This is a genomic window from Dolichospermum sp. UHCC 0315A, from assembly GCF_008121535.1.
Lineage (GTDB): Bacteria > Cyanobacteriota > Cyanobacteriia > Cyanobacteriales > Nostocaceae > Dolichospermum > Dolichospermum lemmermannii.
The window spans coordinates 4,675,331-4,695,746 of record NZ_CP043056.1; the positions used below are offsets into that span (position 1 = coordinate 4,675,331).

The following is a 20,416-nucleotide window of genomic DNA, read 5'->3' on the forward strand; positions in this document are numbered from 1 at the left end:
ATGTATCCCTGGTTAGTTGTCAGTTGTCAGTTGTTAGTAGGGGCGAAGCATTTGGAAGATAAATTATCGGTCATTGCCAAAAATAGTTCTCCAAATGCTTCGCCCGTACAGTTGTTAGTTGTTAATTATCTAAGTCACTTTCGAGAACAGAGGCTAGAACTTGTCTGGTATTAGTTTGAAATTCTTTGACATTCACACGATTCAAAAACCAAATTGATAGTAACATTCCTAAAGCTTCTAAGACAAATACCAAACCATAAGCTAATACTAAATTATCTGGTAAAAACTTACGTCCCAAATCTAAAACTGTACCACCAATTACCGTAGCAATGCCTCTAGATAAAGATTGGGCAAGTCCCCAAGCACCAATAAATGTACCTGCGGCTTCGGCAATTGTTAAGTCTAACATTAAAGTTACTGCTGCGGTGGTCACAAAACCAGTAGCTAAACCAAATAAAACTAAAGTTGATTTTAGTAGAGATGGATTTGCAGAAAATCCCGAAAAACCTATTAATAAAGCGGCAAATGCTACTAAAATACAACCTAATTTGATAGTTCGAGCTTTACCTAAACGGGGAACAATGAAAAAACCCGTGATACCATAGGAAATTAATATCCCTGTACCATAAAAAACGTTGAGTTTTGTACTTTCTGCTAAAGGCATATTAAAGACTTGCCCAGCATAAGGTTCTAAAATGGGATCTTGCATAAACAAGCTAATAGTCATCACTAATAAAAAGGTGAAAAACAAGCCTGTTTGTGGACTAGCTGTTAAAATTTTCCAGGCACCTTTTAAGGTGATACCATCTTCCCGATTTCCTTTATTAGCACAGTTAAAAAAACGGGAATATTTTTTTTCTACACCTACAGTTGCAATAATTGCTAAACAAAAAACTATTCCAGGAACAATCACAAATAGACGATTAATTGCTGCTTGTAAAAGTTCGATGGGTGCGTTTGTGCTTAATTGCTTTAAGAGGCTGGAACTGATAATTGCCCCTACTATAATTCCTACCATTAACATTGACCAAACAATCCCCACAACTTGAGAACGGTTGTCTTCTTCAGAGATATCCACTAATAAAGCTGCAAATGCTGTACCACTAGCGCAAATTGCTAAACCGTAAATTGCGAACACTAAACCGAGAACCGCTGTCCAACCGATGGTTTGGGTAGTCCATGTCCAAGTATCAGCAATATTAGCGGCATTTAACTGCCACATTACTTGTACCGCTAAAAATGCGGCGATCGCAAATATTCCTGCTCCTCCCCAGACATAAGCCGTGCGATGATAACCTAATAAGGGTTTAGCATCGGACATTTGCCCAAATAAAATCCTTGTGGGGGCGATAAAATAAGGTATTGCTAATACTAAACTACCTATAGTTGCCGGAATTGCAATTTCCTGAATCATGACGCGGTTAAGTACCCCCAGAGTCAAGATAGACATCATACTCAACCCCATTTGAAACAATCCTAGCCGGAACATGGTCAAAATGTTGACCTTGGGGATAGATAAGGATTGATTTGGGGTGTCAAATGTATCATCCATTGCCATAGCTGCTTGTTTGTATTGTTTACCAGATACAGAAATCAAATATGAGTCCTATGTTATCTCAATTAAATGGTAAATTAATTTTGGCAATCCTGACATTTAATTTTTATTAGAATACAATTCTCACCATGAATGATTCATCAATTACCATTACTAAGTTATTAGATTCTGATTTGGAAGAACTGAGAAAAGTCAGTCAAGAAATTTGGTATAACCACTATTCTTCAATTCTCAGCCATGCACAAATCGAGTATATGCTAACTAAAATGTATGGAACAGGAATAATTGAAAATGAAATTTATAATAGAGGGATATTTTATGATCAAGTTTTGCATAATTCTAAATTAGTTGGTTATTTATCTTACAGTTCAGAAATAATAGATAGTATTAGTTATTTAAAATTACATAAATGTTATTTATTGCCATCTTTGCATGGTTTTGGCTATGGTCAAAAGATGTTATTTCATATTTATCAAAAAGCGCAAGCAATGAACTTGAAACAAATAATTCTGAATGTTAATAAAAGGAATAAAAAAGGCATTAAAGCTTATTCTCGATTTGGTTTTAGAATTATTGATAGTCAGGTAATAGATTTTGGTAGTGGCTTTGTTTTGGATGATTATATAATGGGCTATGAGATTTACGAGAAGTTAATTATTCAGTAGTTTATTGAGTAGTGTTAGCGACAGCGTAACGCACCATTGAATACTTTGTAATTATGCAGATGGTTTTTTAATAACTAAAGTACCAGCTAAGATATCGTGTAAAGAACGATTTTTTTCATCAAATAGGATATATATTATATCAACTAAACCAAAAGTCAAGAAAGTCAACAATATTTTAACTATAAATCTCCAAGTAGCACGCCACAAAGAAATTCTCTTGCCATTCATATCAGTCACAACTATTTTGCAGATACCTTGTCCATAAGTTGATTGTTTAACCGAACTTTCAGCTAATGCAAAATGAAGCCAAGTAAAGATTACAGATAAAACTAAGGATATACTATACCATAAATCTATACAGATACCATTTGTTCCACAATTTCGATCTGGTATCATTACTATGATTATGATACTTCCTAAGAAAGCTATAGACAATGGCATAAAAATACAACATATTATTAAATCAATAAAGTACGCTAAAAAACGTATCCAAGGTGATGCGTATTTAGGAGAACTTACTACTTGACTAACTTTTCTAGATGTGGATACTACCGTTTTAGCATAAGGGCCATAATTAGAAGATTGATTATAAGAATTAGCGGTTTTAAATTCCGGTGAGGAAGTTTCAAATTTAGATAATCTATATAAAATCTCTTGAGTATCTTTCGGTCTATTTCCAGGAAATGGAGACATTAAATAATCAATCAAATCTAATAATTTTTGGGAAATACCAGCAGTATCATCTCGCCAAATTAACGTCCCTGTGCGAGAATCTTCCGCAAAATCTTGAGGATATTTACCAGTTAATAAATAAACAAAAGTTCGCCCTAAAGCAAAAAAATCTGATTGCGGAACAGCCTTACCATTCATTTGTTCAGGTGGCGTATAACCTGCGGAAATAATCCCTGTAACTTGCTGTCCTGCGACTTTTTGCATCAAAGTTTGTGTAACTTCCCGCGCTGTGCCAAAATCAATTAATACTAACTGCCCATTAGGTCGTAGCATAATATTAGGTGGCTTAATATCCCGATGAAAATAATTTTTTTTATGGACTTGATGTAAAATTTCAGTTATCTGTTTTAACCACCGTATAGCCGCACGTTCACTAATAGCTTGATCATTGCGTTGAGTTATGTATTCTTCTAAATTCATCCCCTCAATTTTTTCCATTACTAAACAATGCAGGGGTTCTTTAGCATCTCTAGGAAAATAAATAAAGTAACCATCTGACTCAACTTTAGGAATACCAGGGTGTTTCAGGTGTTTTAAAACTTCCGCTTCTTGTTGAAACAATTCAATAGCTTTAGGAACTGTATTAAACAGAACCTTCAAGACTTTCTTTGTCCCAGAATCATCCACTTCATAAGTTTTACCGAAACCACCACCCCCCAAGGGACGAAGGACTCGATAACACCCCTCTAAAAGTAACTCAGAACCACATGATTGACAAAATAAGGGCTGTCTAGTGTTTTGCGGTTGTGGGCAGTTGGGATTGATACAGTAGCTCATTGACTGCTAATATAGAGTATATTTTCGATACTCATAAATCATAACCGTTGTCTGTACCCTCTGCGCTTTAAAAAAAGAACTATCAAAATTGGGCGTTATTTTTCACCACAAACGCTGTATGGGATAGGCATCGAAAACTAATTCTGGGATTACCCATAGTAAACCACAGCAGAGTATGAGTATCAATTAATTGCTTCATTCCATATACTCCTTCAACTCTTCCAAAGGTTCATCAAAATCATCAGACATTTTAATCATTCCCTTAGCACTACCAAATTTAGGACGAATTTTCACGGGTAATACAGGAATTAATTTCACCACAGGTTGATTATCTTTCATGATGATAATTTCATCACCACCAAGTGCGGCTTCAATTAAATCAGATAAATGTTGAGATGCTTCATTCACAGTAATTTGTTGCATAATTACCACCTTTAGCCTTTTGTGTGTGCGACTCAACCGACAATTCTATTCTCTATCAAAAACAAAAAAAAGAGAGATAGAAAACTCTACCTCTCTTTTTAATTTATCAAATAACTATGAGCTAATTAGCTCTTAGTATCTGCTGGGTTTGTGAACAAGGAAGCTCATAACTTGACACTGCTTGATATTGTCAAAACCAACAACACGGACGTAGCAGTTACCATACTGAGAACGGCAACTTTGAACTTCACTCAATACTTCTTGAGCAGTTTTAGCGCCGAACAAAGGCAACTTCCACATTGTCCAATAAAGTTCTGTAGGTTCAGAAGTTTCGTTGAATTCAATTGCAGGAATGAAACCTTGTGAAATAATGTACTGAACTTGCTTGGCAATTTGCGCGTCAGACAGAGGGGGAAGATAAGAAAGGGTTTCGTAACGACGCTCTTTAGGTAAAGTTTGCATAGTTTTTGATAAGTGGGGGAGATTTTTTATGACTTGGTTGACTGACTAATTGGATAAATTATCCAAATTAGTATCAGATATTGTCTGTCTTTGGTATTTCGAGGCTGGGACTTGATAAACTTAGTTGCGTAATGCGTTCGAGATGCTGGCGACGCTGTTCCATATTGGCTTGCTGAATGCCAGTTATCACCATTTCTGGTAAAAACTCTGTCACTTCCGCCGCTATGTGTTCCCTGACAGTCATAATTCGCAAAGCCAAATCTGACTTTTCTAGAAACAATTCCTCAATATATGCTTCCCCGTCTTGGATTTTGCCAGCGGAGAAGTTTTGCAACCAATGTGCTAGAGGAGGATTTGTTTCGCCTAGCTGTGCCAATACAGTCCTTAGCGCCTGATAAGTCAGGTAGCTTTGGAGAGTTTTGGCTGTGTCTTTCGCAATTTGCTTTAAATCCATGCTTGACCCAGCCCTTTAGATTTTTAGATTTTGGATTGTATATGAATCCAAAATCCCAAATCCTCAATTATCAGACGGTATCCATTGCTTCAAACTCGAACTTAATTTCTTTCCACAGTTCGCAAGCAACAGCCAACTCAGGAGACCACTTAGCAGCTTCGCGGATAATATCGTTACCTTCACGAGCCAAGTTGCGACCTTCGTTACGAGCTTGAACAACTGCTTCTAGAGCTACGCGGTTAGCTGTAGCACCAGGAGCGTTACCCCAAGGATGTCCGAGAGTACCACCACCGAATTGGAGTACGGAGTCATCACCAAAGATTTCTACCAACGCGGGCATATGCCATACGTGGATACCACCAGAAGCAACTGCCATTACACCGGGTAAAGAAGCCCAGTCTTGGGTAAAGTAAATACCGCGAGACTTGTCTTGCTCGATGTAGTTTTCACGCAATAGGTCAACGAAGCCCATGGTGATTCCCCGTTCACCTTCTAACTTACCAACTACTGTACCGGTGTGAATGTGGTCACCACCAGACAAGCGGAGAGCTTTAGCTAATACGCGGAAGTGGATACCGTGGTTCTTCTGACGGTCAATTACAGCGTGCATAGCCCGGTGAATGTGCAACAGAATACCGTTATCACGACACCAGCGAGATAATGTGGTGTTAGCGGTGAAACCTGCGGTCAGGTAATCGTGCATGATGATGGGCTGCTTGAGTTCTTTAGCGTACTCAGCCCGTTGGATCATTTGTTCGCAGGTAGGAGCGGTAACGTTCAGGTAGTGACCCTTGATTTCGCCTGTTTCTGCTTGTGCTTTGTTGATAGCTTCAGATACAAACAAGAAGCGATCGCGCCATCTTTGGAATGGAGCAGAGTTAATGTTTTCGTCGTCTTTGGTGAAGTCCAAACCACCACGTAAACATTCGTAAACTGCGCGTCCGTAGTTCTTAGCGGAAAGACCTAATTTGGGCTTGATTGTACAACCCAACAGAGGACGACCGTATTTGTTCAATTTGTCGCGCTCTACTTGGATACCGTGAGGAGGTCCTTGGAAAGTCTTGATGTAAGCTACAGGGAAACGAATGTCTTCCAAACGTAACGCCCGTAAAGCTTTAAAACCAAATACGTTACCGACGATGGAGGTTAGTACGTTGGTGATAGAACCTTCTTCAAACAAGTCCAAAGGATAAGCAACATAACAAATATATTGGTTATCTTCACCGGGAACTGGTTCGATGTCGTAACAACGACCTTTGTAGCGATCTAGGTCGGTGAGCAAGTCTGTCCATACTGTTGTCCAAGTACCAGTGGAAGACTCAGCAGCTACAGCCGCACCAGCTTCTTCAGGAGGAACTCCGGGTTGGGGGGTCATCCGGAAAGCTGCTAATAAATCTGTATCTTTAGGAGTGTAATCAGGTGTGTAATAAGTTAGTCTGTAATCTTGAACCCCAGCTTTATACCCAGACTTAGCCTGAGTCTTAGTTTGCGCGTAAGACATATTTTTCTTCCAAGAAGTCTTTCTTTTTACTATCAAATCACGTTATGTGCCACTTCTTCTCATTCCTACTCTTAATTCATTCTTAATGAGATTATAAGTTTTGCTTATAGTTAGGGGCGATCAATTTCTATGGTGGCAGTATTACTCCTGCACGAATTAAGTTGCGGTAATTGCTACTGCAACAAATTGTTTACCAGTTATTTTTCGTCCCAAGAATACAAAATCTTTTCATCTTGAGTTTGCATACCCTACTCAACTGGCTTGATTCAGCCGTCTGCGGATTTTTGCCTGAAAGCCGCATTCCAGACCTAAGGCTGGTTTGCTGCAACTCTCTTTTTTTCCTGATGTCTTTACCTAAAGCGGGTAAGGAGGGATCATGAGGCATTTTTCCTGAAGACAAGTTTAGTCAGGGGATGAGCAAGAAAAGAAGAAACTGCACATCACGGAATTTGTAGCTTACCCCACAATATATCAATAATTCAATAAGTTATTTTGCAAATTTTGTTAATTGATATATTTAAATTTGTTATTACATAAAGATTTAACATTTTGTGAAGATTTGTTTACAATTGTGTATATCTCAAGTAAATATTCACTTGAAAGTTATGCAATACCTGTAGATGTAGCTGGTACTTAAAAGCTTTACGATAAGTATATATTGCTACTGTATTATACTAAGGAAATTACTAATGCAATTTACTCAATCAATACCTTGTCCAAATCGAAAAAAGTCTTGATTTGTAGGTTGGATTGAGGTACGTTCACGAAGTGTGGTGATAGCTTGCGTGGCGACGTAGGAGCCATAGCCATAACCCAACAAATGCGTCGGGTTGCGCTGTCGCTTAACCCGACCTACAAAAAATGGACAAGGTATTGCTCCATGGGAGATAATATAGAAACAGAGAGTTGTTTTAGAGGAGATTCTATGATGACGTTACAAGAAATTATTACTTCTATTGAAAGTTTACCCACAGAAGATAGAGAGTATTTATTTGAGTTTCTTCAAAAGCAACGAATTGAGAAGAAGCGGGCTGAAATTTTAACTAATGCTCAGGAAGTTAAACAAGCTTTTAAAGACGGTACAGCAAAGAGAGGAAGCGTTGATGATTTAATCGCTGATTTACTAGGAGATGATGTTGGAAGTTGTCTGGAGTAGTGGATTCAAGCGGTCTTTTAGGAAGATTACCAAGAAAACCCCGCAATTAAAAAATCAAATTGTTAATGTATTAAGGCTTTTGTCCGATGATCCCTTTACACCGTCTTTGAAGTCTCATAAGTTAGGAGGAAATTTAGCGGGTTTATGGTCTTGTTCTGTTGCTTATGATTGTAGAATTATCTTTAATTTCTCTGAAGATGAAGAGTTATTAGAAATGGTTATTTTATTGATAGATATTGGCAGTCATGATGAAGTTTATTAAATGGTAAAATTTAGGCTGAGACTTTACATTTAAAGATTAAAATAGTCTAACCAATTAAATGAATATGCAAAAATAATATCAAGCTGGATATACTTAACTAAATGCGTGCAAACTTACTGGGATTAATAGCTTTACGAAGCATAGTCACATCAGCTATAGCCCAAAAGGTTGATAATACAGACAAAAATCCCAGTCCCCAAGGATTAATTTGGGCGGGAATGCCAAATCAATTGTTAGTGATTAACCAAAAAGTGGTATTGTATTAAGGTCTGTAACTCCCCTGCGCGGACGTAACGTGACATCAGTTAAATTTGCCAGAGATTGACAATTATCAGTTGACAATTAACAATTGACAATTATCAATTATCAATTATTTATGGCAGTTACTACCCAACAATTAACTCAATGGAAACAACAGGGAAGGGCGATTGTTGCGTTAACTGCCTGGGATTATGCGATCGCTCAACTTTTGGATCTAGCTGGTGTAGACTTGATCTTAGTTGGTGATTCTCTTGCCGTCGTCCTTGGTTATGAAACTACCTTACCAATAACCTTAGATGAAATGATCCATCATGCTAAAGCTGTGCGGCGTGGTGTCAAAAATGCTTTAATGGTAGTTGATTTACCGTTTTTGACCTATCAAGAAAGTATTTCCCAAGCTATGCACTCCGCCGGTAGAGTGTTGAAAGAAACGGGGGCGCAAGCGGTAAAATTAGAAGGTGGCTATCCCGCAATGGTGGAAACCATTACCCGGTTAGTGCAGTCGGGGATTCCGGTTATGGGTCATGTGGGATTAACACCCCAGTCAATTCATCAATTAGGGTTACGACAACAGGGAAAAACCCAGGAAGAAGGTGAGAGAATTTTTCATGAAGCGATCGCTCTCGAACAAGCCGGGGTTTTTGCTATAGTATTAGAACATATTCCTACAAAACTAGCACTGCAAATTACACAAAAACTCCGTATTCCTACAATTGGAATTGGTGCAGGTTCTAGCTGTGATGGTCAAGTATTAGTCACTTCTGACATTCTCGGACTTTCGGAAAAACAACCACCATTCGCCAAGGTTTATACAAACTTACGAGAAACAATTACCAAAGCTGTCCAAGATTACGCTGTGGAAGTGCGAGAAGGACAGTTTCCTAAATGAGTTTGTTGGGCTTCGCCCCGCTTCGCTAACACGCTCCAGGCGCAGAGTCTCATAGAGTGAGAGTTTGAGAGAATGTAGAGAAGTTTCAATGAACGTCTCTACATGAGTTTTGCAAAACTCCCAATTAAACCAATTTCAAATCAGGATATTCCGCAAATAAATCATCTGATGTTAGGGTATCCTCTGACGCTTGGGGAGTCCACAAAACTTCAATTGCTAACAGTTGTTCACCACCAAGACTACCAATTTGACGTAAAGCTTGACGCAAATCATCAGCATTATTAATAGCGGGAATTTCACATTTACCCAAAGTTGCTGCTAATAAAGTGACAATAATATATTCTCCTGGCCCTTCACTAATCAAACGAGTCGGGTTATCTTCACCAGGTAAAGCTTCCTGACTGAGAACAGCCTTTAACTGATTATTCACATTAGAGAGAGTTTCTTCGCTAAATTTACTGCGTTCGGCTAAAGATAACCGATTAAATTGGGATTCTGCGGAATTTAACTTTGCTTGTTGAGTTCCACCACCTGCATATACCCAATATTCAGGGTGACGCAATAAAGCCAAACTAGCTTCTTGTAAAACTTCGCTTCTTCCCGCTGGGCTATTGGTATCAGCAGTTTCCGCAATTCGATTGAGTTCGGGTTGTAAATCTCTTGCTTGGGCTAGTAAACCAACTTGTAACCGGGTGACAGACACCGAAGGGTTGCTGCTATAGCTGACTTCTTCCGTTTCTCCACTGGTAACACGGCGAAATGTTTGGACTAAAAAATTCGCCATGGCAAAAAAGATCAAAATCCCAAACAACCCGCCAAAACCGCCACCAAAACCCCATAAGGGCAAAAGAAACGGAAATCCGAAACCACCGCCATAGGGAGCATAGTAGCCGCCATTACCGGGCATACTTGTCCGGGGTGTGTAGGTACGGCTAGAAGGCATTCTAAAAGAACCACCACCGATTCTGCCACCACTGCGGGCTGCTAAGGCATCATTAGCATGACTGAACGCCAAAGTTAGCACTAAGCTAAGGATAAAGGCGGTTTTAAATAGGGGTTTGAGGAATCCTTGTAGTTTTTTACTCATAAGACATTTATTGTGACAACTGTATTTTTATGATGACTTCCCCTGTTTTGAAGAAGTAACGCTGTCTCTAATCTACCGTGTCTTATCTTTATTAGGGAGGAAATAGGGAGGGATTTCTAGAGTTGATAACCGTACTCAGTCAATTTCTCCAACAAAATCTTTCATCAAATCTCACAATTCAATCTTATCAATCATAATTTATTGAGTTTTTGAAAAAATTGGTGATTGTTTTTCTCTTTTTATTACCAGTTGCAAAAACTCAGATTTCTCACAACTGAAATAATTTACTATTACCAATTTTGAACTTTATTTATGACTGTCAAGTAAATCATGGTGAGAAAAAATTCCCTTCAATTTTAAATTAGTGAAGACATTTATAGAATTTACTAATTCTCGTTGTTGAGAACTTAAATTTAATGCCTCTAAAGCTTGATCAATATTATTACCATTATGTAATTTGTGAGCAAGCAAGTTACGTTGAGATAAATCTAAAATTGCGGCAATTTCTTTATTTCGACGCTGACGAATCCCCTGTAATTCTTGATTTTCTTGGGGAGTAAAATCATATTCAGATAATTTGATATTATCCCTAATTTCTCCAGAGTTAGTAAAAAAGTGATCTGCGAAAGCAAAAGGAACTTCCCAGGAGAAAAAGACAACAGCAAAAATAAGAGCCAAAGTCAAGAACCGTTGTATCAATTTATTAATCATGTTGATTTTGATGTTAATAACAGCTTAAATTAAATTCTAACCAGAGAAAGAGTAGCCTAGACAATTTTCCTATTTCTGGGTACGACTTGCCAAAGAGAAACAAACATTGATCAGCACTTATTCAATAGAACAAAGTTACTAGTTGTTAAATGGCATAAATCCTGAGTTCAAGACAGCGACAAGGAAATCAGGCTGTTTCTATATTCGAGGTGAGCTAAAACAGATAATGTTTTCTCTATGACTAAATTCAGAAATTGATCATCAAGATAATTATTTTGCCGATAGATTGTAAAAAAATGTAAAGCCTGTATATTTAAATTAAATAATACATATTTTTGCCAGTTCATCATAAATTAGAAGTTTCAAAATTCATATCATACACATAGATTTTTAACTATTCATTCCGTCAACTTGTTATCAGTCATGTCATTACCTGAACCTCAAACCGATATTAAAGACATTTCTCCCTCACCTCCCAAGTCAAATCGGTGGCTGCGGTTGGTATTAGCCGCACTGTTGTTGGTGATATTCCCGTTAAAGTAGGCGATTTTGTGAATACTTATTAAACGACCTGTATTTACCAGCGTCTGCGCTATTATCATTTTACTTGTTGGTGCAATCAGTATTCCCACATTGCCTACAGCCCAGTATCCAGAAATTAGTCCCACGCAGATTATCGTCAATTCTAATTATGTTGGTGCTAGTGCGGAAATTGTTGAAAGTACCGTAACAACGATTTTAGAGCGACAAATTAACGGTGTCGAAGGCATTAAATACATGACTTCGAGTAGTAGTAATGATGGCAGTAGTACGATTACTGTCACATTTGATGCTTCGCGGGACAAGGATATTGCTGCCGTTGATGTGCAAAACCGTGTTACTTCCGCTCAACCGCAGTTACCAGAATCGGTGAAGCAAACAGGAGTGACTGTGAGTAAACAGTCTAACAATATTCTGTTAGCAATCGGTTTGTTTAGTGATAATAAAGCCTTAAATAATGTCTTTTTAAGTAATTATGCAGATTTATATTTAGTAGATGCCCTCAAGCGGATTAAAGGTGTCAGTGAGGCGCGGATTTTTGGGGAACGCCGCTATGCAATGCGCCTATGGCTTGACCCAAATAAATTGGCTAGTCGGAATTTAACTACTGGTGATGTTATTGATGCCCTGAATGAACAAAACCTACAAGTAGGTGCGGGACAACTTGGACAACAGCCAGCCGTAGATGGTCAAATGTATCAAATTGACTTGAGGGCAGTTAGTAGGCTGACGGAAGTTGAGGAATTTGACAATGTGGTCATTAAAACTGCTGGTGACGGTAGTTTGATTAAGTTAAAAGATGTGGGAAGGGCGGAATTGGGGGCGCAAAACTATAGCTCATTTCTGCGGTTTAAGGGGAATGAGGGTGTGGGTTTGGGGATATTTCCGGCACCAGGAAGTAATGTTTTGGACGTGGCTAATTTAGTCAAAAAGGAAATAGCGCAATTGTCGCAAAGCTTTCCGCCAGGGATGAAATATCAAGTGGCATTTGACACCACTACGATTGTAGAAGAATCTTTGGCAGAAGTGGTAAAAACTCTTTTAGAGGCGATCGCTCTGGTAATTCTCGTTATCTTTATTTTCCTACAAGATTGGCGGACTACGTTAATTCCTGTGATCACAATTCCCCTATCTTTAGTGGGGACGTTTGCCTTTGTCAAAGCCTTTGGTTTTTCCGTCAACACCTTAACCATGTTTGGTTTAACCCTCGCAACCGGCATGGTAGTTGATGACGCGATTATTGTCGTGGAAAATATCTCCCGCTTAATTCAAGAAAAAGGAATGTCAGCCCGTCAAGCTGCTTTAATCTCCATGGAAGAGCTATTTGGGGCTGTAATTGCTACTTCCCTAGTATTAATGGCGGTATTTGTCCCTGTCGCCTTTTTCCCTGGATCAACTGGAGAAATTTACAAACAATTTGCCCTGACGATCGCCTTTTCTATCGCCATTTCCACATTTTTGGCTCTCACCCTCACGCCTTCTCTTTCCGCCTTGTTATTACGGCAAAGACCCGCACCTAGAGGGATTTTGGGTTGGGTATTTGGTAGAATTAATTGGTTTTTAGAAGCCATGGGTTGGGGATATGAGCGCTCTTTAAAATTTTTGTTAAAAATAAAAGCGATTGTTCTCCTGTTATTTATCGGTTCATTAGGTGTCACTGCTTGGCTATACATGACCGTACCCACCGCATTTCTCCCCGACGAAGACCAAGGTTATTTCATTACCATTATCCAAGGGCCAGAAGGTTCTTCACTCAAATACACCAGTAAAGTCATGAGTGAGGTAGAAGCAACAATCCTCAAATTACCAGAAGTTACAGGGACATTTGCAATTGGTGGTTTTGGTTTTAGTGGTAGCACCGCTAACAGTGGCGTAATTTTCACAACTCTCAAATCCTGGGACGAACGTAAACAACCAAATCAATCAGTGCAAGCGATTATTGGTGATTTAAGAAAAAGCTTTTCAGGAATTACCGAAGCTAGAGTTTTCCCGGTTAATCCCCCCGCAATTCGCGGTTTAGGTAGTTTTAGTGGTTTCCAATTTCAGTTACAAGATATAGCGGGAACTAACAGCTTAAATTCCATGCTGCAAACCGTTGGTCAGTTCATGATGCAGGGAAATCAAACCCCCGGACTACAAGCTGTATTTAGCACCTTTACCGCCAATACACCGCAAATCTTAATTGAAGTTGACCGGAATAAAGCGAAATCTCTGCAAGTTTCCATTGACGATATTTTTAAAACCCTGCAAACTTATTTGGGTTCACGATATGTCAATGATTTTAATTTTCTTTCCCGCACATATCGGGTATACATCCAAGCAGATGCTCAGTTTCGTTCCAATCCTGATGATATTGGTTTATTAAATGTGCGTTCTGCAACTAATCAGATGATTCCTCTGAGTAGTTTGGTCAAATTAACTCCCACAACGGGAGCGCAAACTATTAATCATTACAACTTATTTCGTTCCATTGAAATTAACGGTTCTCCTGCTCCTGGTACTAGTTCTGGACAAGCAACTTTAGCTATGGAACAACTAGCTAAAAAGATATTACCCACAAGCATGGGATATGAATGGTCAGGTATTGCGGCTCAAGAAAAAGAATCCGGTGGACAAGCACCAATCATTTTTGGTTTGGGATTACTTTTCGTCTTTTTAGTCTTAGCTGCTCAATATGAAAATTATGTTGACCCTTTGATTATTATGCTGGCTGTTCCTTTAGCTATTATGGGAGCTTTAGCATCACAATCATTAAGAGGTTTAAATAATGATGTATTTTGCCAAGTTGGGTTAGTCATGTTAATTGGTTTAGCCAGTAAAAATGCAATTTTAATTGTCGAATTTGCTAACCAATTACAAGAACAGCAAGGTTTATCAATTACCAAAGCCGCAGTAGAAGCAGCACAAGGTCGGTTACGTCCCATTCTCATGACTGCTTTTTCGACTTTGTTGGGAATTTTTCCCCTAGCAACTGCTACAGGTGCGGGTGCTGCGAGTCGTCAATCTCTGGGTACTGCTGTGTTTGGGGGAATGTTTGTAGCGACTTTCTTGAGTTTGTTTATTGTGCCAATTCTCTACATCATCATTGGCACAATTCGTCAACGTTTACAACCAGTTCATCATGCTCCCCATTTAGAAGTGCGTGAAGAAGATCATGTTTCCATAAGATAGTATTCTCTCGTTCCTAGTCTAGAACACCGTAAGGGCGAAGCATTCGGGCGATAACCTATCGTTCAAACCATTGATTTTCTGTCCGTAAGGGCGAAGCATTCGGGCGATAACCTATCGTTCAAACCATTGATTTTCTGTCCGAATGCTTCGCCCCTACTAATTGATAAGTAAGAAAAATATATCAGACCTATAAAGATTATGTTCTTTTATATTTCACGACTCCAGGCTATCATCAAATTCATAAGCAAAGGTGATAGTCATGACCGAACAGATATTAGAAAAACAAATAGATCACAATGACGGAATTGATTTAGAAGCAGCTTTCCAAGAATCTCATATACAAGAAATTTTAGATAAGTTAGACCAGGAGTTAGTCGGGTTAAATTCCGTCAAAAACAAAATTAGGGAAATGGCGGCTTTGTTATTGGTTGACCGTATTCGTAAAAGCTTAGGATTTAATTACCATTGAAGCAGTAGATATTCTCGCTAGTCGAGTATTTAGAGAAGGTGTTCCTGATTGCGAAACTGAAAGTTGATTAAATTCAGATTTTCAGATCCCCGACTTCTTGAAGAAGTCGGGGATCTTGTGATTTACTTTCTCATTTTGTTAATTTCTGCTTGTAATTTTTCAATTTCTTTTCTGAGTTTTTCCGCTTCATGATCAGGTGTTTCCAGTGTCACATCCACCGAACCAGCCGAAGAACGCTGATAATTACCTTTTCTGATTTGCTGGTATTCTTCTGATACTGCCCAACTGCGTAAATAATGCAACCGTTCCACAGGAAAAGGATGACTCAGCATCATTCCTTGTGCGCCATTGTATAATAGAAACTTATATACTTGATTCAGCCCATCATCATCTAGTGCCTGATATTTTTCCGACTGCTGAATAAACTCTTGTAAACTACACTCATGGGCATATTTATTACTACCTCCAGACAGTTTCATCATGGATGACATGACTGGGTTTAAATCATCCATCACTAATAAAGCCGCTCTATCTGCTGATAACTCAGCTTTGCGTCGCCACTCAAAAAAGGCATAAATCAAGGCTTGACTGACAAAATTACCTAAACCGAATGTTAGTTCACCAATGACGGAAGCGGCATTCATCGCCCACATCGCCATTTGAATTAAAATGGTATGACCACATTTAATATGTCCCAGTTCATGCGCTAAGACCGTCCGTAGTTCGGCTTCATTGAGTAACTCCAGTAACCCAGTGTTGACGACTATATAAGGATGTTCTTGTCCTAAAGCATAACTATTAACTTGGGCATCTTGAGCAATAAACAATCCCGGTTCACCGCTGATGTCCAAATCTCGGACACATTCCCGGAATATCTGGTAAATCGTGGAATATTGCCGCGGTCCGACTTGAATGGAGTTACCCATTAAATAGACAAATTGGGGGCGTTCATAGACAAATTCTACAAATTTACGGGCGATTAAATCAAAGCCGGGTAAATTGCGTAAAGCTTGTTCTGCTTGACGATCTAATGGATGTCTGAAGGCTTCGCTGGAAATTCCTGGGTAAGTTGGCATAATTTAGGAGATTGGTGAATGGTGATTGGTGAATGGTGATTGGTGATTGGTGATTGGTGATTGGTCATTGGTCATTGGTAAAACAACGGACAACGGACAACGAACAACTGTACGGGCGAAGCATTTGGAGAACTATTTTTGCAATGACCGATAATTTATCTTCCAAATGCTTCGCCCCTACTGACAACGAACAACGAACAACTGACAACTGACAACGAACAATTTTTATGGAATTAAAAGCACGTGATTGAAGCTGAGGTTCATTTATCATTACATAACTTCCTGCGATCGCAGGACGGGTTTCCTTCCTGGCCGCATCATTTGACAATGGCTAGGTTAGTGGCACGTGCTTTACGGTTGGGACGTAGTGCCTTAATCCAAGTAGGGGCGGTTTGTGGACATCAAGGGCGATATCGCACCAGTTTTATCGCTTCTGCTTTAATGTGGCATGGTTCTATAATTATTGTCGCTTCCGAAACTGTCCAGCAACGGTTGTTAAAGGTAGAAATTCCCCGACTCCAGCAATGGCTACCAGCGAATAAACCCATTAGAACCGGTGACACTTGGCCAAGTCCTGATTTTCAGGGTTTGCTGTTGACTTCTCCTGAAGCTTGGTTAAAAGGACAATTGGCTGATAACAATCCATTTCCTGCGAATATTCCCACAATTATTGATGGTGTTGACGATTTAGAAGATTGGGTACGTTCTCAACTGACTCAAAGCATTGAACCCCATGATTGGGATCAATTAATGCTGGCTTATCCCTATCAAGCAGATTTAATTCGGGAAGTTAGGGTAGAACTAACATATAAATTATTTCAGCATCCAGAAAATCCCTATTCCTGTTATCTGATTTCTCAGCCAGAAATTGAGATTTTACAAGAGTTATATTTAGCTTTAGATAAAAACAATCTTCCAAATGTTTGGCGAAATTTTTGGCAACAATTCCCAAGTTTAGAAAATTCTTCTTCCCCTACCTTATTTTGGTCAACAATTTCCCGTCGTCAAGGTTTATTTTCTTTATATTATGCTCCAATTGAATTGGGTAAAATCCTCGCCCCAATTTGGCAACGTCAACCTGTAGTATTAATTGGTAGTGCTTTAGAACCGCAAACGGAAGCACCTCTTTTCCATCAACGTTTGGGTTTAGAGGATGTTACTTGCTTGAAATTTGCTGCTGATAGTCAAGGGGAAGCAATTCAACTTTATATTCCTTATAAGTTGCCTTTACCAAATACACCGGAATTTCAACCAGCATTAATTCATCAAGTTCGCACTTTGGTATGTTTGAGTGCAACTGCACCAGGAATGACGGTAATATTAATTGGGGATGTACCGCTAAAAGCCAGAGTGGGGACAATTTTGGCTTCTGAATTCGGTTCACGGGTGCAGGTAGAAAAAACTTGTTTAGATGAAAATGGGATTTTGATTACTGGTTGGGAATTTTGGCGCGAAAATCAAAGTGTTTTACCATCACCCAGATTGTTAATTATTGCAACTTTACCTTTACCATCTTTGGAAAATCCTTTGGTAGCTGGTAGAGTAGCTCATTATAAGCGATCGCACCAAGACTGGTTTCGACTATATTTATTACCCACAGCTATGAATGAATTACAAAGAGCGATCGCACCTGTCCGCGAAAATCAAGGTATAGTAGCTTTACTAGATAGTCGTGTCGTTAACCGCAGCTATGGCGTGCAAATCCTCTCTGCGCTTAGTCCCCTAGCCAGATTAAACTATCTCGATCCTAGTTTGTTTTCTGCGAATAATGAAGATGATTCTGCTTAATTAATTTCCATGACGAATTTCTATTAAAATTTAAATTGAACTCAAAAAGAAACTAAATTATTAAATTATGGGTGAAGCAAAACGCCGTAAAAACTCCCTAGGTGAAGAATACGGACAAGACACTACTAGAATCTTACCTTGGGTTCCCATCAATAAAACCCAAGCTTCACAATTTGTGGCTATCACCACTCGTGGTGCTTGGATAGGAATTGGATCTATGGTAGTTGCCTGGGTAATCATCCGCTTTATTGGTCCTGCTTTTGGTTGGTGGGAAATTGTTGGGTAATTGGTAATTGGTGATTGGTAATTGGTGATTGGTGATTGGTGATTGGTGATTGGTTGATTTTCTTTCTTCTTCTTCTTCTTCCTTCTTCCTCCTTTCTTTCTTTCCTTCTTCCTTCTTTCTTTCTCCTGACTCCTGACTCCTGACTCCTGACTCCTAAAAAACAATGCTCTTACATTTAAGCACTTGGCCGGAAGTTGAAACTTATTTACAACAATCTCAAGGAATTATTTTACCCATTGGTTCAACGGAACAACATGGACCGACGGGATTAATTGGGACTGATGCAATTTGTGCAGAATCCATATCAAAAGGTGTTGGGGAAGCAACTCAAGCCATGGTAGCACCAACTATTAATGTGGGTATGGCATTACATCATACTGCTTTTCCCGGAACAATTAGTTTACGTCCTAGCACTTTAATTTTAGTAGTTAAAGATTATTTAACTTGTTTAGTCAAAGCTGGGTTTACCAAGTTCTATTTTATTAATGGACATGGAGGAAATATTGCGACTCTCAAAGCTGCTTTTTCGGAAACTTACGCTCATTTAGAAGATTTGCAAATTCCCAATTCCGCAAAAGTGCAATGTCAAGTTGCTAATTGGTTTATGGGTGGTTCTGTGTACAAACTTGCCAAAGAATTATATGGTAATCAAGAAGGTTCTCATGCTACCCCTAGCGAAGTAGCTGTTACCCAATACGTTTATCCAGACGCAATTAAAAAAGCATATCTTGATCCAGAAGTTGCTAGTGGACATAAAATTTATAGTTCCGTTGATTTTCGATTACGTTATCCAGATGGCCGTATGGGTTCAAATCCAGATTTAGCAACGCCAGAACATGGTAAGCAGTTTTATGATTTGTCTGTAGAGGAATTGAGTAAAGGGTATTTGGAGTTTATGAAGGAGGAATAGAGGTTTTTTCTCACGCTCCAGATGCAGAAACGGAGAGTAGAGCTATTAGATTCTTATGTTATCCACCACCAACTATAGTGACTACTTCTAAGCGATCGCCATTTTTGATTTGAGTTTCAGTCCAAAATTGACGATGTAAGATTTCACCGTTATATTCTACTGCGATTAAGCGCAGATTAAAACCCAACTGTTGGAGTAATTCGGGTAAAGCAGTTGGGGATAAACAATTGCGGGTTTCTCCATTGACTTGGAGATTAATTTGATTAGACATGGAGAAAAAATTCCTGGAAATGGTGAAGCTATAATAATATAAATTATCGGTTAAATATCTTTTAATCTATTGTGGCATGATTTACGGCTTGTGTAGCTAGATTAATTGCTATATTGATGGTAAAAGTGGAATTTGGAAGTCGCTAAATAAGTGAATATTATAAGATGAGGTTGCTAAAGCCTTGACTAACTTTTTATCCAAAGTCAACAAAGTAGCATTATTTTGTTGAGAAAGTGCAACATAACAAGCATCGTAAGCAGAAATATTGTAATTTAAGGCAATATTAACTGCATCATCCATCAAATTGGCTGTGGAAACAACCTGTAATTGTAAATTTTTGAGCGTAGTTAAATCGGCTTGTACCTCAGCAGCAGTATACATATTTGCACGTACATATTTCAGAAAAACATTTGTACATTCTATATAAAATAGGTCTGGTACAAATATTTTTGTTTGTGAATAAGCAAGATGAGCAAAAAGTTCAATAACTTTAGGGGTGAGTGGATCTGCAATAAAATATTTGATACACACGCTGGTATCTAATACACATCTAAAAGTAGTAGTCATCTGTCCCGATCTTCTCTAATCATTGCTGTACTATCTGGTAATCCAAAATCGGCAGGATTTAAGCGCCGACGATTGCGACTTTCCTCTAGGACTTTTAGGACATTTTGACGATGTTGTGTTTCTGTTTGCTGTTGTTTTTCCTGTAAGGCTTTCTGTAATAGCGTCACAACTTGAGATTCTATGGAATCATTTTCAGATTCAGCTAATTTTTGTAGTTGTTGATATAGTTGATCGGGTAAAGTGATGACATTAAGATTATTCATCTGTCAAACTTCCAAGGTTATTTATTAATAATGGTAACACGATATAGTAAAGAGGAGCATAGACATGAGACTAATTTCTATTTTTTGGACAATAAACAGTTGGTTATAGTTGTTCTGAAGATTCCTGTTTTAGTTCTGGA

At 38.7% G+C, this 20,416-nt stretch carries 23 protein-coding genes and 2 pseudogenes; 11 read left to right on the forward strand and 14 right to left on the reverse strand.

Annotation, left to right across the window (positions count from 1 at the left end; translation table 11 throughout):
• The first annotated feature begins 30 nt into the window (after positions 1-30).
• Positions 31-174: a hypothetical protein gene (locus tag BMF77_RS26975; RefSeq protein ID WP_168694523.1), complete on the forward strand. Its 144-nt coding sequence runs from the start codon at positions 31-33 to the stop codon at positions 172-174.
• Here the strand turns inward: BMF77_RS26975 and BMF77_RS22190 are convergent.
• Entirely contained in the window at positions 122-1,558 is a 1,437-nt protein-coding gene (locus tag BMF77_RS22190) for a BCD family MFS transporter (RefSeq protein ID WP_148767168.1), read from the reverse strand. The genes BMF77_RS26975 and BMF77_RS22190 overlap by 53 nt on opposite strands.
• Before the next feature lie 125 nt (positions 1,559-1,683).
• Between BMF77_RS22190 and BMF77_RS22195 the strand changes: the two genes are divergently transcribed.
• On the forward strand, positions 1,684-2,220 hold the full coding sequence (locus tag BMF77_RS22195; RefSeq protein ID WP_148765914.1) for a GNAT family N-acetyltransferase: 537 nt from the start codon (positions 1,684-1,686) through the stop codon (positions 2,218-2,220).
• A 51-nt stretch (positions 2,221-2,271) separates the two neighbouring features.
• On the opposite strand, the gene BMF77_RS22200 is transcribed toward BMF77_RS22195, so the two are convergent.
• From BMF77_RS22200 to BMF77_RS22225, 5 genes and pseudogenes are all read right to left on the reverse strand, one after another.
• Positions 2,272-3,729 carry an RDD family protein gene (locus BMF77_RS22200; RefSeq protein ID WP_148765916.1) on the reverse strand — a complete coding sequence of 486 codons (1,458 nt, stop codon included), beginning with the start codon at positions 3,727-3,729 and terminating at the stop codon, positions 2,272-2,274.
• Positions 3,730-3,924: 195 nt separating this feature from the next.
• Positions 3,925-4,152, reverse strand: a complete 228-nt coding sequence (locus BMF77_RS22210; RefSeq protein WP_148765920.1) for a type II toxin-antitoxin system Phd/YefM family antitoxin — start codon at positions 4,150-4,152, stop codon at positions 3,925-3,927.
• Between the two features lie 132 nt (positions 4,153-4,284).
• Positions 4,285-4,614 carry a ribulose bisphosphate carboxylase small subunit gene (locus tag BMF77_RS22215; protein ID WP_039200136.1) on the reverse strand — a complete coding sequence of 110 codons (330 nt, stop codon included), beginning with the start codon at positions 4,612-4,614 and terminating at the stop codon, positions 4,285-4,287.
• Between the two features lie 45 nt (positions 4,615-4,659).
• Positions 4,660-5,068, reverse strand: a pseudogene (locus tag BMF77_RS22220) (chaperonin family protein RbcX).
• A 70-nt stretch (positions 5,069-5,138) separates the two neighbouring features.
• Positions 5,139-6,569, reverse strand: coding sequence for a form I ribulose bisphosphate carboxylase large subunit (locus BMF77_RS22225; RefSeq protein ID WP_015079279.1), 1,431 nt, complete (start codon positions 6,567-6,569; stop codon positions 5,139-5,141).
• 925 nt (positions 6,570-7,494) lie between these two features.
• Here BMF77_RS22225 and BMF77_RS22230 point away from each other — a divergent pair.
• From BMF77_RS22230 to panB, 4 genes and pseudogenes are all read left to right on the forward strand, one after another.
• Positions 7,495-7,725 carry a hypothetical protein gene (locus tag BMF77_RS22230; protein WP_148767172.1) on the forward strand — a complete coding sequence of 77 codons (231 nt, stop codon included), beginning with the start codon at positions 7,495-7,497 and terminating at the stop codon, positions 7,723-7,725.
• The gene (locus tag BMF77_RS22235) at positions 7,706-7,987 is read left to right on the forward strand and encodes a type II toxin-antitoxin system YafQ family toxin (protein WP_148767170.1); all 282 of its coding nucleotides are present in this window, start codon (positions 7,706-7,708) and stop codon (positions 7,985-7,987) included. The genes BMF77_RS22230 and BMF77_RS22235 overlap by 20 nt, the downstream gene beginning before the upstream one ends.
• 191 nt (positions 7,988-8,178) lie before the next feature.
• A pseudogene (locus tag BMF77_RS22240) lies at positions 8,179-8,309 on the forward strand (transcriptional regulator); the annotation flags it as partial.
• Positions 8,310-8,363: 54 nt separating this feature from the next.
• Positions 8,364-9,137 (forward strand): 3-methyl-2-oxobutanoate hydroxymethyltransferase, encoded by a 774-nt coding sequence (panB, locus tag BMF77_RS22245; protein WP_148765922.1) that lies wholly within the window; start codon positions 8,364-8,366, stop codon positions 9,135-9,137.
• Between the two features lie 124 nt (positions 9,138-9,261).
• Here the strand turns inward: panB and BMF77_RS22250 are convergent, their stop codons facing one another.
• The 3 genes from BMF77_RS22250 to BMF77_RS26980 form a co-directional block, all read right to left on the reverse strand.
• Entirely contained in the window at positions 9,262-10,224 is a 963-nt protein-coding gene (locus tag BMF77_RS22250) for a DUF1517 domain-containing protein (protein ID WP_148765924.1), read from the reverse strand.
• Positions 10,225-10,530: 306 nt separating this feature from the next.
• Positions 10,531-10,935 carry a hypothetical protein gene (locus BMF77_RS22255; RefSeq protein WP_148765926.1) on the reverse strand — a complete coding sequence of 135 codons (405 nt, stop codon included), beginning with the start codon at positions 10,933-10,935 and terminating at the stop codon, positions 10,531-10,533.
• A 440-nt stretch (positions 10,936-11,375) separates the two neighbouring features.
• Entirely contained in the window at positions 11,376-11,537 is a 162-nt protein-coding gene (locus BMF77_RS26980; RefSeq protein ID WP_168204478.1) for a hypothetical protein, read from the reverse strand.
• Between BMF77_RS26980 and BMF77_RS22260 the strand changes: the two genes are divergently transcribed.
• Entirely contained in the window at positions 11,491-14,646 is a 3,156-nt protein-coding gene (locus BMF77_RS22260) for an efflux RND transporter permease subunit (protein WP_148765928.1), read from the forward strand. The genes BMF77_RS26980 and BMF77_RS22260 overlap by 47 nt on opposite strands.
• 259 nt (positions 14,647-14,905) lie before the next feature.
• Positions 14,906-15,115, forward strand: coding sequence for a hypothetical protein (locus BMF77_RS22265; protein WP_246862997.1), 210 nt, complete (start codon positions 14,906-14,908; stop codon positions 15,113-15,115).
• Positions 15,116-15,237: 122 nt separating this feature from the next.
• On the opposite strand, the gene BMF77_RS22270 is transcribed toward BMF77_RS22265, so the two are convergent.
• Both BMF77_RS22270 and BMF77_RS26985 read right to left on the reverse strand, forming a co-directional pair.
• Entirely contained in the window at positions 15,238-16,191 is a 954-nt protein-coding gene (locus BMF77_RS22270) for a M48 family metallopeptidase (RefSeq protein ID WP_148765930.1), read from the reverse strand.
• Positions 16,192-16,255: 64 nt separating this feature from the next.
• Positions 16,256-16,519 carry a hypothetical protein gene (locus BMF77_RS26985; RefSeq protein ID WP_168204370.1) on the reverse strand — a complete coding sequence of 88 codons (264 nt, stop codon included), beginning with the start codon at positions 16,517-16,519 and terminating at the stop codon, positions 16,256-16,258.
• Between BMF77_RS26985 and BMF77_RS22275 the strand changes: the two genes are divergently transcribed.
• From BMF77_RS22275 to BMF77_RS22285, 3 genes are all read left to right on the forward strand, one after another.
• Entirely contained in the window at positions 16,435-17,979 is a 1,545-nt protein-coding gene (locus BMF77_RS22275; RefSeq protein ID WP_148765932.1) for a helicase C-terminal domain-containing protein, read from the forward strand. The two genes, BMF77_RS26985 and BMF77_RS22275, sit on opposite strands and share 85 nt — an antisense overlap.
• A 67-nt stretch (positions 17,980-18,046) precedes the next feature.
• Entirely contained in the window at positions 18,047-18,265 is a 219-nt protein-coding gene (locus tag BMF77_RS22280) for a DUF2839 domain-containing protein (RefSeq protein WP_148765934.1), read from the forward strand.
• A gap of 163 nt (positions 18,266-18,428) precedes the next feature.
• Entirely contained in the window at positions 18,429-19,175 is a 747-nt protein-coding gene (locus BMF77_RS22285) for a creatininase family protein (protein ID WP_148765936.1), read from the forward strand.
• A 58-nt stretch (positions 19,176-19,233) separates the two neighbouring features.
• On the opposite strand, the gene thiS is transcribed toward BMF77_RS22285, so the two are convergent.
• From thiS to BMF77_RS22300, 3 genes are all read right to left on the reverse strand, one after another.
• On the reverse strand, positions 19,234-19,446 hold the full coding sequence (thiS, locus tag BMF77_RS22290) for a sulfur carrier protein ThiS (protein WP_148765938.1): 213 nt from the start codon (positions 19,444-19,446) through the stop codon (positions 19,234-19,236).
• 108 nt (positions 19,447-19,554) lie between these two features.
• Complete coding sequence (locus tag BMF77_RS22295) at positions 19,555-20,013, reverse strand: type II toxin-antitoxin system VapC family toxin (RefSeq protein WP_148765940.1); 459 nt, start codon at positions 20,011-20,013, stop codon at positions 19,555-19,557.
• Complete coding sequence (locus BMF77_RS22300; protein ID WP_148765942.1) at positions 20,010-20,276, reverse strand: hypothetical protein; 267 nt, start codon at positions 20,274-20,276, stop codon at positions 20,010-20,012. Before BMF77_RS22300 ends, BMF77_RS22295 begins: the two co-directional genes overlap by 4 nt.
• Positions 20,277-20,416 lie beyond the last annotated feature (140 nt).

Excerpts from the sequence above, each read along its gene's own strand:
- BMF77_RS22190 (WP_148767168.1), bottom strand. The coding sequence starts at position 1,558 with ATGGCAATGGATGATACATTTGACACCCCAAATCAATCCTTATCTATC.
- BMF77_RS22195 (WP_148765914.1), top strand. The coding sequence starts at position 1,684 with ATGAATGATTCATCAATTACCATTACTAAGTTATTAGATTCTGATTTG.
- BMF77_RS22200 (WP_148765916.1), bottom strand. The coding sequence starts at position 3,729 with ATGAGCTACTGTATCAATCCCAACTGCCCACAACCGCAAAACACTAGA.
- BMF77_RS22210 (WP_148765920.1), bottom strand. The coding sequence starts at position 4,152 with ATGCAACAAATTACTGTGAATGAAGCATCTCAACATTTATCTGATTTA.
- BMF77_RS22215 (WP_039200136.1), bottom strand. The coding sequence starts at position 4,614 with ATGCAAACTTTACCTAAAGAGCGTCGTTACGAAACCCTTTCTTATCTT.
- BMF77_RS22225 (WP_015079279.1), bottom strand. The coding sequence starts at position 6,569 with ATGTCTTACGCGCAAACTAAGACTCAGGCTAAGTCTGGGTATAAAGCT.
- BMF77_RS22230 (WP_148767172.1), top strand. The coding sequence starts at position 7,495 with ATGATGACGTTACAAGAAATTATTACTTCTATTGAAAGTTTACCCACA.
- panB (WP_148765922.1), top strand. The coding sequence starts at position 8,364 with ATGGCAGTTACTACCCAACAATTAACTCAATGGAAACAACAGGGAAGG.
- BMF77_RS22250 (WP_148765924.1), bottom strand. The coding sequence starts at position 10,224 with ATGAGTAAAAAACTACAAGGATTCCTCAAACCCCTATTTAAAACCGCC.
- BMF77_RS22255 (WP_148765926.1), bottom strand. The coding sequence starts at position 10,935 with ATGATTAATAAATTGATACAACGGTTCTTGACTTTGGCTCTTATTTTT.
- BMF77_RS26980 (WP_168204478.1), bottom strand. The coding sequence starts at position 11,537 with ATGATAATAGCGCAGACGCTGGTAAATACAGGTCGTTTAATAAGTATT.
- BMF77_RS22265 (WP_246862997.1), top strand. The coding sequence starts at position 14,906 with ATGACCGAACAGATATTAGAAAAACAAATAGATCACAATGACGGAATT.
- BMF77_RS22270 (WP_148765930.1), bottom strand. The coding sequence starts at position 16,191 with ATGCCAACTTACCCAGGAATTTCCAGCGAAGCCTTCAGACATCCATTA.
- BMF77_RS22280 (WP_148765934.1), top strand. The coding sequence starts at position 18,047 with ATGGGTGAAGCAAAACGCCGTAAAAACTCCCTAGGTGAAGAATACGGA.
- BMF77_RS22285 (WP_148765936.1), top strand. The coding sequence starts at position 18,429 with ATGCTCTTACATTTAAGCACTTGGCCGGAAGTTGAAACTTATTTACAA.
- thiS (WP_148765938.1), bottom strand. The coding sequence starts at position 19,446 with ATGTCTAATCAAATTAATCTCCAAGTCAATGGAGAAACCCGCAATTGT.
- BMF77_RS22295 (WP_148765940.1), bottom strand. The coding sequence starts at position 20,013 with ATGACTACTACTTTTAGATGTGTATTAGATACCAGCGTGTGTATCAAA.
- BMF77_RS22300 (WP_148765942.1), bottom strand. The coding sequence starts at position 20,276 with ATGAATAATCTTAATGTCATCACTTTACCCGATCAACTATATCAACAA.